14 protein-coding genes are annotated in these 13217 nt (G+C 57.4%); 1 reads left to right on the top strand and 13 read right to left on the bottom strand.

The window, feature by feature from the left end; all coding sequences use genetic code 11:
* Positions 1-18: 18 nt before the first annotated feature.
* Both DL88_RS03215 and dapD read right to left on the bottom strand, forming a co-directional pair.
* Positions 19-522: a hypothetical protein gene (locus DL88_RS03215; protein ID WP_051955534.1), complete on the bottom strand. Its 504-nt coding sequence runs from the start codon at positions 520-522 to the stop codon at positions 19-21.
* The gene (dapD, locus tag DL88_RS03220) at positions 522-1379 is read right to left on the bottom strand and encodes a 2,3,4,5-tetrahydropyridine-2,6-dicarboxylate N-succinyltransferase (RefSeq protein ID WP_034991568.1); all 858 of its coding nucleotides are present in this window, start codon (positions 1377-1379) and stop codon (positions 522-524) included. The genes DL88_RS03215 and dapD overlap by 1 nt, the downstream gene beginning before the upstream one ends.
* Before the next feature lie 765 nt (positions 1380-2144).
* On the opposite strand from dapD, the gene DL88_RS03230 reads away from it, so the two are divergent.
* Entirely contained in the window at positions 2145-2324 is a 180-nt protein-coding gene (locus DL88_RS03230; protein ID WP_034991575.1) for a hypothetical protein, read from the top strand.
* A gap of 225 nt (positions 2325-2549) precedes the next feature.
* On the opposite strand, the gene DL88_RS03235 is transcribed toward DL88_RS03230, so the two are convergent.
* From DL88_RS03235 to DL88_RS03285, 11 genes are all read right to left on the bottom strand, one after another.
* Positions 2550-3128: a TerD family protein gene (locus DL88_RS03235; RefSeq protein WP_034991578.1), complete on the bottom strand. Its 579-nt coding sequence runs from the start codon at positions 3126-3128 to the stop codon at positions 2550-2552.
* Between the two features lie 125 nt (positions 3129-3253).
* Positions 3254-4351, bottom strand: a complete 1098-nt coding sequence (locus DL88_RS03240) for a DUF475 domain-containing protein (RefSeq protein ID WP_034991582.1) — start codon at positions 4349-4351, stop codon at positions 3254-3256.
* A 72-nt stretch (positions 4352-4423) separates the two neighbouring features.
* A complete protein-coding gene (locus DL88_RS03245) occupies positions 4424-5584 on the bottom strand; it encodes a TerD family protein (RefSeq protein WP_034992170.1) in 1161 nt (386 codons plus the stop codon).
* Positions 5585-5656: 72 nt separating this feature from the next.
* Entirely contained in the window at positions 5657-6247 is a 591-nt protein-coding gene (locus DL88_RS03250; RefSeq protein WP_034991585.1) for a TerD family protein, read from the bottom strand.
* 370 nt (positions 6248-6617) lie between these two features.
* On the bottom strand, positions 6618-7415 hold the full coding sequence (locus DL88_RS03255; protein ID WP_084704855.1) for a pyrimidine 5'-nucleotidase: 798 nt from the start codon (positions 7413-7415) through the stop codon (positions 6618-6620).
* Positions 7416-7417: 2 nt separating this feature from the next.
* Positions 7418-8326: an acetylglutamate kinase gene (gene argB / locus DL88_RS03260; protein ID WP_084704857.1), complete on the bottom strand. Its 909-nt coding sequence runs from the start codon at positions 8324-8326 to the stop codon at positions 7418-7420.
* A 106-nt stretch (positions 8327-8432) separates the two neighbouring features.
* The gene (gene yihA, locus DL88_RS03265) at positions 8433-9158 is read right to left on the bottom strand and encodes a ribosome biogenesis GTP-binding protein YihA/YsxC (protein WP_245270597.1); all 726 of its coding nucleotides are present in this window, start codon (positions 9156-9158) and stop codon (positions 8433-8435) included.
* Positions 9155-10978: a membrane protein insertase YidC gene (gene yidC / locus DL88_RS03270; RefSeq protein WP_034991588.1), complete on the bottom strand. Its 1824-nt coding sequence runs from the start codon at positions 10976-10978 to the stop codon at positions 9155-9157. The genes yihA and yidC overlap by 4 nt, the downstream gene beginning before the upstream one ends.
* Positions 10979-11185: 207 nt before the next feature.
* On the bottom strand, positions 11186-12094 hold the full coding sequence (gene rnpA / locus DL88_RS19190; RefSeq protein ID WP_051955535.1) for a ribonuclease P protein component: 909 nt from the start codon (positions 12092-12094) through the stop codon (positions 11186-11188).
* 10 nt (positions 12095-12104) lie between these two features.
* Positions 12105-12239, bottom strand: a complete 135-nt coding sequence (gene rpmH / locus DL88_RS03280) for a 50S ribosomal protein L34 (protein WP_034991591.1) — start codon at positions 12237-12239, stop codon at positions 12105-12107.
* 308 nt (positions 12240-12547) lie between these two features.
* Positions 12548-13147 (bottom strand): ActR/PrrA/RegA family redox response regulator transcription factor, encoded by a 600-nt coding sequence (locus DL88_RS03285; RefSeq protein WP_084704861.1) that lies wholly within the window; start codon positions 13145-13147, stop codon positions 12548-12550.
* Between the last annotated feature and the right edge of the window lie 70 nt (positions 13148-13217).

A 13217-nucleotide genomic window follows, 5' to 3' on the forward strand; every position in this document is an offset into this window, starting at 1 on the left:
GGGAGTGAGGGGGCGCAGTCACTGGCCTCCGCTTTGCGGCCGCGAGCGCATGAAACCCAATTCGCCGATGTTCCATACAAGGATCAGGACGAGCAGCACGTCGAGCCCGATGACATAGAAGCGCGGCATCACCTCGGTGACGCGAGGCTGCAACCAATGCGCCGCCCCGGCGCATAGAGCCGCGACCGGCAGCAGTCCGGCCAGGCTCGGCGGCCGTGCCCTGTCCCGCCAGCGTTTGGCGCTGAGATTATAATAACAGATGCCGATCAACAGAACCGCGAAGGCATAGAAGATGAGATAGACGAAGGTGGCGATGACTGCGGGATCGAAAAACGCCTGTTTGGCGAGATCATGTTCGGCAAAAGGCGAAATGACCCACCAGATGAGGGTGAGGAGAGCCAGAAGCGCCGCGAGCCGGGCCGCATGACGGCGCCAGGTCGAGGCACTGATGAGGCCCTGGTCGGATTTGAACAGGAAGGCGAAACGCCGCTCGTCGGGCGCCCCGTCGGATGGCTCTGTCATCAATCTCTCAAAAGCTCGTTGATGCCCGTCTTGGAGCGCGTCTGCGCATCGACGGTTTTGACGATTACCGCGCAATAGAGCGAGGGACCGGGCGTACCGTCGGGCAGGGGCTTGCCCGGCAGATTGCCGGAAACCACCACCGAATAAGGTGGCACATAGCCCATATGGATCTTGCCCGTCGCGCGGTCGATGATCTTGGTCGATGAGGAAATGAACACGCCCATGGCGAGCACCGAGCCCTGGCCGATGATCACGCCTTCGACGACCTCCGAACGCGCGCCGATGAAGCAATCATCCTCAATGATCGTCGGATTGGCCTGCAACGGTTCGAGCACGCCGCCGATGCCGACACCGCCCGAAAGATGCACGTTCTTGCCGATCTGCGCACAGGAGCCGACCGTCGCCCAGGTATCGACCATGGTGCCGGAATCGACATAGGCGCCGAGATTGACGAAGGAGGGCATGAGCACGACGCCCGGTGCGATATAGGCCGAGCGGCGCACGACGCAATTGGGCACGGAGCGGAAACCCGCCGCCGCATGGTCTGCCGCTCTCCATCCGGCGAATTTGGAGGGTACCTTGTCCCACCAGAAGGCGCCGCCTGGGCCACCTTCAATCGTCGACATGTCATTCAGGCGGAAGGAGAGCAGCACCGCCTTTTTGAGCCATTGATTGACCTTCCAGGCTTCAGGCCCGGAGCCGCCTTCCTGTTTTTCGGCGACACGCAGCTTGCCGGAATCAAGCTCCAGAAGCGCGCGTTCGACGGCGTCGCGCACATCACCCTGCGTCGAAGCATTGATATTCGCGCGGTCCTCGAAGGCGGCCTCGATCAGGCTTTCGAGCGGAGAATTCGCCATTCTGTCTTCTTCCCGTTGGACTTTCTTTGCCGGATGGTTTCGACGGCCGCACGGGTGAAGTCAAGCCCACGGCACTGCTTTTGGGGCTTTTGCCGGCAATTGCGGAAAGGCTCTCGTTCCGGGTCCTCATACCTGGCTGCCGCGACGGCGGGGTGGCGGTTTTCCACCGAATGTCCCTTGATCCCAATCTGGCGGGATCAAACAGGTGATAAACGTCGGCTATGTCGTTGCGAAACTCGGGTGCCGTCACGAGCGCGCCATCGTCATGGACGTTTCCGCTCCCGATTCTTTCCTTCATTCCCGGTCATGCGGGCCAAGCAAAAGGCCGTCGAGGACGATGACCGTCCGCGGGCGGGAAAAGGTGTCTCATGTTGTCTTCGTTGAATGCTTATGGTGGCTCGAACGCCCTCCAACTGCTGACTTTGTTCGGGGTGAAATTCTCCGCTTTGCCTTCGGACGGGGGGCTTGCGCTAATGTTCAGGCAGCCTCGGCCTGTATTTCGGGCTATAATGTGAAGGATCCGGGCGTCACCATCGCGGCGCCGGGAGCATTGCAACAGATCAATGATGCCGTCGCCTTAGTCAATCAGTATGTCTAGAGCATTTTGCATTGACGTTGAATGGCTTCGTGATTCCATAGCCTTGAAAACACTTTAGTTTTTTGAGTGAAGCGTTTCTGGATATATCCGAAACGCTTTAGGGGCAAAATGCGCTCGATCCCGCCACGAACCATGGAGCAAGCGCCGAGGATGGCTCTCTCAGTGGCATGGGAGAGGCGGTCACGGTGGTCGATGTCCCGCTTGGCCAGGACGGCCCGTCTCTGACGGCGACACAGGATACGACCGTGTTCGCCAAAGGGCTTCCGTCGCTGGACAGCATCCAGAAGGCTTATAAGTCCTTGGAACTGACGGATCAGGTGACTGGATGGGGGGAAATTCGGTGGTAATTTCACCCTCGTCAAACTGCCTTCAAACGCTACTGGCGAGAGTAGTCAAGGCCTTCAGAGTTTTATGACATTTGAGTCTGGGGGAAACAAATGGGCGCTCGTTCTTCCTCAAAGTATGGTCAGCATGGGCATATCCTATAGCGAGAGCACCGGCTGATCCGGCCCTTTCATGCGGCAGGGCCGGAACCAAGTGTGCCGCGACGTGTGAGCTCGGTCCGGAACCTATCAGCCTATGTTTACGCCGTAATTCATCGCGAGGAGACCAAGGCCGCCCTTGTAGCCCTGGCCGACCGCGCGGAACTTCCAATCGGTACCATGACGGTAGACTTCACCTAGGATCATCGCGGTTTCGACCGATGCGTCTTCGGATAAGTCGTAACGGACAACCTCCTTGCCCGACTTCTCATTGGCGAGGCGGATGTAAGCGTTCGAGACCTGGCCGAACGATTGACCATTTTTGTCAGCTTCATGGATGGTGACAACGATGGCGACCTTGTCAACATCTGCAGGCATCTTCGAGAGCGTAATCTTAATCTGCTCGTCGTCACCTTCGCCTGCACCGGTACGATTATCACCCTGGTGGTTAACGGCACCACCGGCGGTGGTCAAGTTATTGTAGAACACAAAATCACTGTCGCTGCGGACTTTACCAGAGACGCTCAGCAGAAAAGCCGAAGCATCGAGGTCAAAAGCTTTGCCATCGGTTGCGCGCACATCCCATCCAAGGCCAATCGTGATCTCGTCAAGACCCGGTTCTTCCTTTGACAGTGAGACATTGCCGCCTTTCGAAAGCGAGATTGCCATGAGAGAATCCTTTCGATTTTACTGAGGAAGACTGTTCGCGGGTGCGATCCCACCAAAAGGTGTGATTAAAGCAGCTTAGAGCATCTGGACATGTCCAGGAATGCTCCGCTCCGTCCGCGTTATAATCAGATGGTATGAACACTGGAAATGACATTGCCGCTAGGCAGAACGGCATCTGCATTGCCGTCTTCCGCGTATTCATGTGGAAACAGCTTTTTATGACGGATCGAGGCCAGAAGCGATAGGCCGATGAGCACGGCGCCGATGAGGCCGGTGACAACTTCTGGCGTGTGGATACGAATACTCAGTAACATGATTAGAGCGAGGGCGATGATGGCGTAGAAGGCGCCGGGTTCAAGGTATCGAAACTCGGAGAGATGTCCGCCACGTACGAGAGCAAGCGTCATTGAGCGGACAAACATGGCGCCAATGCCAAGACCGATCGCGATCAGCAGAATATCATTGGTGATGGCAAAGGCGCCAATCACGCCGTCGAAGGAAAATGAAGCGTCGAGGAATTCGAGATAGACAAATGCCGCTGCACCTGAGCGAACAACCCTTCCCGTAATCTCGTCTTCTTCCCCGATGAAATCGCCCAACCTCTGAACGAGAAAGTAAACGGTAATACCTGCGAAGCCGGCGAAGAGAAAGGTTTGCTTTTCGGCCGGATCCAGCATGAATGAGAGGACTATGAGAAGGAAAGCCGTTGTGATGTAAGGTGCTAGTGGGAGCTTGGCGAATAGAGATAGTGGCTTTTCTATGAATCCGATCCAGTGATGCTCTCGGTCTTCGTCGAAGAAGAAGCTCAGGCCTACGAGCATGAGGAATGCACCGCCGAAGCCGGAAATCCCGATATGAGCGCCAGTGACGATGGCTTCGTAGCGTGCGTGATCTGTGATCGCAATGGACGCTGCTTCCCAAGGGGTAACCATCGCTGTAAAGGAAACGATCAGGATCGGGAAAAGGATGCGCATCCCGAAAACAGCGATCACGATGCCCCAGGTGAGGAATCGACGTTGCCACATCTCATCCATATCTTTAAGGATTGAGGCATTGACGACCGCATTATCCAGACTGAGAGAGATTTCCATTACACCGAGAACGGCGGCAAGGAAGACCATCGACAGTACAGGGGCAATGAGACCTGTTTCGGCATAGCCGAGGAGTCCTGCGAGCAAGAGGCAGACAATCGTGAAGATCATCGAACCGCGAAATGCCTGCATGAGAGAGTTTCCTTTGAAACTTGGCTGGCAAGGGATGGAATCCGGGCGTTTATTGCAAGGCAAGAAAAAACATTAGTCCTTCCTCCCTGCCTTCCAGCGTAGGTAAATTCCGATATCATCGGCAAAGTCCTGCTGGTCGCGATAGTATTGCATGTGCCGCTGAATACGTAGTTCTCTCCCGACATTTTCGATAATTGCAATGCCGCAAAGACGATAATCATTGCGGCCTTCAGTCATACGCACTTCTATCTCTGGCTGTCCCGGGATATTCATGCAGACGATACCATCCGTCTGCTGCCAATTCGGTACACCATCGTAGATGAGAGCGAAGACAGCAATGCGCTTAATGCGGTCAAAATACTTGCCGTTGACCCGAATGGTTTCACCGGTGGTGGCGCCGGTACGATCGTCGCCTGATAATTCGATCCATGGATTGTTGTCGTAGCATCCAAAGGCATTGCCGAGCGATTGAATCACGCCGCGTCCGTCAGTATTGAGTTCGTAAAGAACGCCAAGGTCCAAATCGATGTTTTTGGGAGCTCGAAAAAGGGCACGACGGCCTTTCGCCTGATTCCAATTTAGATGCACGACAATCTCGCCAAAAGTCGCCGCGGTCTTCTTGAGGCTGACGGTGGGGCTCGACTTCTCGAGCGTAATCTTTTTTAGCGATACCGGAGCGGGGGCGACTGATGGCACTCCCGGCATAGCGTCGGAGGTAGGCATAGAGGCAGGGGTATCCGCCACTGTTCCCCCGAAATGGGCGATCAGGGCGGGCAAGCCGTCGTCGAACCCCGCCGCGATCGTACCGACCTTCCATTCACCCGAATGGCGGTAGAGCTCGAGCATCATAACCGCTTTTTCGGTAGTCAGATGCTCGGCAACATTGAAAGTCGCTTTGTTGCCATCCAGTTTGACGATAAGGGAGAGGGCTTGAGAAACAGGACGGGTGTCGTGTGTGGCGGTAAAGACAATTCGCTGTATGACGTCGGGAAGAAGGTTAAGATCAATGTCAAAAGTTGCCGTGTCGGAATAGCTGTTGATCTGGATTGCACCTTCTGGCGATCGGATATTCGAGAAAAGGACGACGTAACGATCATCGCCGATCTGCTTGGCTTGATTGAGACCGAATGCTGTAATATCGACACCGTCGAGACCAAAATCGACTTTGACTGAGCATTTTGATCCAATGCCGAGATTGGACAAGCTCCGCTTCTCTCCGCGCTGAAGCTGCATTTTCGTGTTCATCCAAAAAAGATTCAAAGCTTTACAATGTCCATGCGTTTGGCACAGACCTGTTTCGAATGGCTATTGCAGGATGCGAGTTACTTCCCCGACCAACTCATGAACGGTGCGGCCATTGGTCCGATGACCGAGAGCTTTAAAAGTCCAGTCTCCATTGTTTCGTGAAAGGCTGGCGAGAATCAGTCCTGTGTGTGGACCGCTGCCTGAAATGGGGAAGCGTGCCAACTCATGGCCGTTCGAATTGTCGACGACTCGTCCGTAAGCATTATCTATGTTGTTGAAAGTTTGACCACGGAAGCTGTTCACGGTGAGCACGACATGCTCGACATTTGCAGGTAGACGCGTCAGGTCAACGGTGATCGTTTCATCGTCACCCTCGCCTTCGCCGGTGAGGTTGTCTCCGCTGTGACGAATCGAACCATCTCTACTTTGAAGCTGACGAAACCAGATGGTGTCGGTGACATTTGCCCGGCTGTCGAGAACGATGGCCGATGCGTCGAGATCGATACTATTGTTGCCGCGGCCGATGATTGTAGCTAGTAGGCCCCTGGGTTTGGCAACATCCCAGCCTACACCGAGAGTGATCGAGGTCAGGATACCACTTGCTTTCTTCACAAGGCTGACAGTCTGGTTTTTCGTAAGTGAAACCGACATGAAGATCCCGTAATTTAATATTTGGGTAAAGCGAGACTGTCCAAGTGACAGAATGCAGAAAAGTTCTCGCTAGATAGAATTAATACATAATATCACATGCCAGATAATTTATAATATAACGAAAGTCATGGCAATGAAAAATATTTAAATATCGGTCGGCGGCCAGTCGATGCGTTTGGTCGCTTCCGTTGATGGCGCGATACCTTCGATGGAAGGCGAGCCTGGAGAATTTCGGATATATCCGGGAACACTCTAACCAGGTTAACCAGAGCTTCGAGGTCCGGCGAGCCGCCGCCCTAAAGTCGCGGAAGGGGCAAGTCTCGATGAGTCATTCTCCTTGAGACTTGGTATGAGCGGCACCCCGAATGCATCAGAATGATTGCGGCGGCGTAGCCTCTTTTTCGTCTGTGCCGTCCTCGGCTAAAAGATCGAGCAGGAAATTTTCGAGATCGCTGGTGATGAAATCGACATGCGGCGGCCGTTCGGGACCGGCTTTCTCGATGGCGTCGCGATGATCGATCTTTCCGGGTTTGGGAACCACCAGCACGGTCTTCATCCCGCGCTGGTGCGGTACGATCAGATTTTTGGACAGATCCTCGAACAAAGCGGAGCGCAGCGGGTCCACCTGATGCTTGTCGAAGAAACGCTCATAGGTGGCGGCATGGGGCTTGGGCACGAAATCGGCGTCGGCAATGTCGAAAACCGCCTCGAACAGGGCTTCGAGGCCAAGCGCCTTGGCCGTTTGCAGCGCATGGTCACGCGAGCCATTGGTGAGGATCAATTTGCGGCCGGGCAGGTGGGTGAGCGCCTCGGCGAGCAGGAGATTGGGTAAAAGCGTCGAGCGATCGATGTCGTGGACGAAGGCGAGAAATTCCTCGGCGCCGACGTCATGGTCCTGCATCAGCCCGCGCAATGTGGTGCCATAGGCGTGATAATAATGTTTTTGCAGCGCCCGCGAGGAGAGACCGTCGAGGCCGAGCCGATGCATCATGAACAAGGTGATGCGCGCATCGATCTTCGGCCAGAGATCGCAATCGGACGGATAGAGCGTATTGTCGAGATCAAAGACGAAGGTCTCGACATGCGCGAAGGAATCGCGTGCCCCGGCGTCGCCCGTCTCCGCGCGCCGGGGAGAATTTTCAGGAAGGAAAGATCGCGCTTTCGTCACTGTCACCGTGTAATCAGGGTGCCCGCGCCATGGTCGGTCAGAAGCTCGATCAGCACGGCATGGGGGGTCTTGCCGTCAAGAATAACCACGCCTTCGACGCCTTGTTCCAGAGCATAGATGCAGGTCTCAACTTTGGGAATCATGCCGCCGGTGATCGTGCCGTCGGCGATCAGGGCGCGGATCTCATCGACCTTCAGCTCTTTGATGAGCTTCTTGTCGCGATCGAGCACGCCGGGCACATCGGTGAGGAAGAGAAGCCGCTTGGCGCGCAAAGCGCCAGCGATCGCCCCGGCAAAGGTGTCGGCGTTGATGTTGTAGGTTTCCCCATCGACGCCTTGGGCCACCGGCGCGAGGACGGGGATCAACTCGCGGCCGAGCACCTGGTCGAGCACGGTGGTATCGACCTTTTCCGGCTCGCCGACGAAACCAAGATCGACGCTGGCATCGGAATGGCCGAGCTTGTGCGCCGTGACCATATTGCCATCCTTGCCGCAAAGGCCAATGGCATGACCGCCTGCCGCATTGATGAAGCCGACGATCTGCTTGTTGATGGAGCCCGCCAAGACCATTTCGACGATTTCGATCGTCGCGCGATCGGTGATCCGGAGCCCGTTGGAAAAGGCGGATTTGATCCCGAGTTTGGCGAGCATGGCGCCGATCTGCGGACCGCCGCCATGAACCACCACCGGATTAACGCCGGATTGTTCGAGCAGCACCATGTCCCTGGCGAAATTGCGGGCGCTTTCCTCGTCGTCCATGGCATGGCCGCCATATTTCACGACGACGATCGCTTCGTCATAGCGCAGCATATGCGGCAGCGCCTGCATCAGGATCTCGGCCTGCTGCTGGGCCTTCAACTCTTCCTGCGCCTCTTCGCCGTCACCGGCTTTTTGTTCGAATTTCCCGGTCATCGGCCCTGCCTCCGGTTCCGCCAGCCCTTTGGCCTCGTGGTTTTCTCGTCAGAGTCCCCAAAGGGTTAAGCGCCGATCATGAAGGATTTATTGTGGATTGCCTGCGTCAGCTGATTTCCTGCGCCGATGAGCCGCCTTGTTCGGCCAGCAATCGGGCGATGGCGGCGCGCAGATCGGCGATACCCTCTCCCGTTTGCGAGGAAGTGAAGATCACCTGCGGAAAAGCCGCTGGCCGTTTGGCGAGCGCCGCCTCGACGGCGGCGATGCGCGCCGCCTGATCGGCTATTTTGACTTCGTCGCGCTTGGTCAGAACAATCTGATACGACATGGCCGTCTGATCGAGCATGTCGAGCGTTTCGGTGTCGATCGGCTTCAGCCCGTGCCTTCCATCGATCAGAACATAGACGCGCTTCAAGGGTACGCGGCCGCGCAGGAAATCGCGGCAAAGCGCGGTCCAGGCCGCGATCTTCTCCTTGGAGGCGGCAGCATAGCCATAGCCAGGCATATCGACGAGAATCAGCCGCGGCGTTTCAACATCCTGGCCGGACCCTTGTGGCCCGAGCGCGAAGAAATTGAGCTCGCGGGTGCGTCCCGGCGTATGCGATGTCCGTGCGAGCGTCTTGCGGCCGGTCAGCGCATTGAGGAGCGAGCTTTTGCCGACGTTGGAGCGTCCCGCGAAAGCGATCTCCGGCGCCCGCATCGGCGGTAATTGGCCCTTTGCGGCTGCGCCCCAGAAGAAGGCGCATTCCTGCGCGAATAATTTGCGGCCGGCTTCGAGGTAGTCCTCGGTGCCCGCCGCCTCTGCTGTTTCCTTTGCTTGCGTCGCGATCACGTCGTCGCCTTCTTGCGGAACATATTCGCGAGATTGTCCCACAATTCGACCTTCACGCCGGCGCGTTTCATGATGAGGGTCTGCTGCAGGACGGAAAGCGTGTTGTTCCAGGTCCAGTAGATGACGAGACCGGAGGGGAACGTGCCAAGCATGAAGGTGAAGATCACTGGCATCCAGGCAAACATCTGTTTCTGCACCGGATCTGTGGGCTCAGGGTTCATCTTCATCTGAAGGAACATAGAGAAGCCCATGATGAGCGGCCAGATGCCGATCGCCAGGAAATGGCCGATGAGCGGCAGATGCGTCGGATCGAAGGGGATGAGCCCGAACAGGTTGAAGATATTGGTCGGATCGGGTGCCGAAAGGTCGTGGATCCAGCCGAAGAAAGGTGCCTGGCGCATCTCGATCGTGACGAACAGCACTTTATAGAGCGCGAAGAAGACCGGAATCTGGATCAGCATCGGCAGACATCCGGCGACCGGATTGATCTTCTCCCGCTTGTAGAGCTCCATCAGCTCCTGCTGCTGCTTCACCTTGTCGTCGGGATAGCGTTCCCGCAAGGCCACCATCTGCGGCTGGACGGCCTTCATTTTGGCCATCGAGAGATAGGAGCGGTTGGCGAGCGGGAAGAACAGGGCCTTGACGAGGACGGTGATGCAGAGAATGGCGACACCGAAATTGCCGACGACCTGATAGATCGTATGCAACACCCAGAACATCGGCCGGGTGATGAAATAGAAATAGCCCCAGTCGATCAGCAAATCGAATTTCTTGATGCCGAGTTCGTCGCGGTAATTGTCCAGCGTCTGGACTTCCTTGGCGCCAGCGAAGAGACGGCTCATGCCGTTGCCCGTGCCGCCGGGCGCAATGATTTCCGCCGGTCCAAGCGCATCCGCCTGGAAGAGCTGGCTCACGCTGCCGCGTTCGGAAAAGCGTCCCTCGAATCGCACCGCCTGGTCAGGCACCACGACGGCGGCCCAATATTTATCAGTGAAGCCGAGCCAGCCGCCGGTTCCGTTAAAGCTCTTGGTGGCGTTCTCTTCCTTGAGAATCTTGTCGTAGGTGATTTCCTGCAGGCCGTTGTCGCCGATGACGCCGACCATGCCCTCATGCAGGACGGCGAAGCCGGAAGTCGCCGGGCGGCCATGCCGTGAAACCAGCGAATAGGGGTAGAGCGTCACCGGCTTGTCGGTCTTGTTCTCGACCTTGTCGCTGATGGTGAACATGAAATGGTCATCGACCGCAATGGTGCGGTGGAAGACGAGCCCCTGGCCGTTATCCCAGCTCAGTGTTACCGGCGCCTCCGCCGTCAGCAGGTCGCGATCGGCGGTCCAGAGCGTATCGGATTTCGGCAGGGTGAGGCCTGATTCGGCAGGAGCGACATAGCCGCTCTCGGCATAATAGGGTTCCGGACTGCCATTGGGGGACAAAAGGATGATGTGCGGGCTGTCCTTGGCGACGGTCTCGCGATAGCCCTTGAGCGACACGTCATCAATGCGCGCGCCCTTCAGATTGATGGTGCCAAACAAAGCCGGCGTATCGAGCTTGATGCGCGGCGAGGCGGCGATGGCCTCGGCCCGGGTCATGATTGCCTGCGGCGCGCCGGCGCCGTTACCACCCTGTGAAGGAGCCTTCAGGCCGGAGGAATCGGTCCCAGCATTATTGCCCTTGGACGCGGCCATCTGCTGTTCCAGCGCTTGCTGCTGCTGTTGCTGGCGGGACTTTTCAATCTGCGGACCGGCGAAGAAATAGTTCCAGCCGATGAGGACGAGGAGCGACAGGCCGATCGCCAGATAAAGATTTCGACTGTCCTGCTTCATGGGGTTGAGCGGCCTTTTGAAGTTTTGCCTATGGCTGGTTGCCTGCGGCAATCAAACGGAAGAGGGAGAACCCGCTTTGGTTTGATGCCATGGGGAGAGCAATTTCGACCGGGTTACCTCATAAAAGTCGAGGCACCGGAAATGTTTTCATTTTTATAGCGAGCGTTCGGAACAATCCGAAGCTGACGGACAGCGACAGAGCATCCCTCATGGATCGGAATCACCGAGCGAAGCTCTGAAATTGCGGGTTTCGGCGTCCCTGATGGCGTCCTTGATGTCAAGGGCACCGGCTGCGGAGCCGCCGTTTCCTTTCATGCCCTTTGTTGTGGCATCGTTTTTCTGGCCTCGGCGTTGCGGCCGCCTTGATGCACTGGCATCGGTCATGTCCGTCGGTGAGTCAGCTTTCTGCGGCGCGGCAGCCGAATTTTTTCTCTCCGGCTGGCGCGATTTTTTCGGCTCATGGACCTTTACCAGCGCCTGCCGAAGCGTGGCCTGAAGATCACCGAACGGCATATCGAGGACCATGGGGCGTGCGATGACCACATAATCATGATCGGGCTTTACCGGAAGATCCCCGAGCGTCCGCAGTGCCTCCTTCAAACGCCGGCGTGTCCGGTTGCGTCTCACCGCATGGCCGATCGTCTTCTTGGTGACGGTGAAGCCGACGCGGGCCAAAGGCGGAGCTTCGGCCTTTGCATCGATGCATGGGCCGTCCGATGCATCATCTAGCATCGATGCGCTTTGCCGCTCCGTCACAGCGCCGGCTGCGCTGATGGAGAGGTTTAGCCGGACACGACTTTCTGAACCGTGATCCTGCAAGCCAAAAGCCTCCAAGCCAAGTCCCTCGGGCTGATCTCCGGGAGTTTGGTCTTTGATGGGGATGGCGTCCGGCGAGGGGGACGGGCAGCGTGAAGCGGCCAGAAGGGTGAGAGCGCCGCAATGAAATTTTCTTCCCTTCGCGGCGCGCAAAAAATCACGCCGCTTGCGAAGCCGTGCGACGTGTGGTGGTTCGGAGGGAGGATTCTTGTCGCGCAAGGGAGAAAAGCTCGAATGCGGCGAATCGCGATCGTCTCGGGAAGCGAAAAGCCAGGCTGCCTGTCGGCGGGGCTCGCTCAAGCTTACTCGTTCAAGCCGACAGGCGCTTGCGGCCACGCGCGCGTCGCGCCGCGAGGACCTTGCGGCCGCCGACCGTCTCCATACGGGCGCGGAAGCCATGACGGCGTTTGCGCACGAGCTTGCTCGGTTGATAAGTACGCTTCACGATAAACTCCTGTTTGCCTCTTGAAAGGCTGGAGAGCCGCCGGCTGATACCGCAATGCCTTCCCGGCCGATTTCCGGAAGCGGTGGCGGAAATGCCAATCGGCGCGCGGAACTCCGGCCTCGATCGTAATGATAATGGGAAGTCGCTGGCCGTCAGGCGTGAAGCAGGCGGCGGCAGCGGAAAATCGCCCGCATATAGAAGGAGACGGGCGGCAAAGTCAATTTTCCGCGCGGCTCAAGAAGCGGTATTTCAGAAAGACCGCCTCTTGGCCGGTTGCTCATGCGCTCCGCGCCGGGTGCGTTCGACCTTCAGCGCGGCGCGCGCTTGGCGAGAATGCGCTGCAAGGTGCGCCGGTGCATGTTGAGCCGCCGCGCCGTTTCCGAGACGTTGCGGCCACATAATTCATAAATGCGCTGAATATGTTCCCAGCGCACGCGATCGGCGGACATCGGATTTTCCGGGACTTCAGCCTTGTCATGCCGCGTCGCGATCAGCGCCGAATAAATTTCATCGGCATCGGCGGGCTTTGCCAGATAGTCGAAGGCGCCGAGCTTCACGGCGGTGACGGCGGTGACGATATTCCCGTAACCCGTCAGGATGATTCCCCGCGCGTCGGGCCGCCGTGCTTTCAGTTCTGAAATGACGTCGAGCCCGTTGCCGTCGCCGAGCCGCATGTCGATGACGGCGAAGGCGGGAGCATGGGCGGCGATCGCCGCCAGTCCTTCGGCGACGGAAGAGGCTGCGGTGACGGTGAAGCCGCGCAGTTCCATGGTGCGGATGAGGCGTGTGAGAAAGGGCTTGTCGTCATCGACGAGGAGCAGGCTGCGATCGGGGCCGAGTTCATCGAGCGGATCGGGGAGCGGCTGGCCTTCAGGCAATTCATGGTGCAGATTTTCGGCAGAGGTCATGGGTCTTCACCCTGGATCGTGTTCCGGCCGGCATGCCGAGCGAAACCGAGAGAAGATGGCATCAAATTCC

This window comes from Beijerinckia mobilis (assembly GCF_000745425.1).
Lineage (GTDB): Bacteria > Pseudomonadota > Alphaproteobacteria > Rhizobiales > Beijerinckiaceae > Beijerinckia > Beijerinckia mobilis.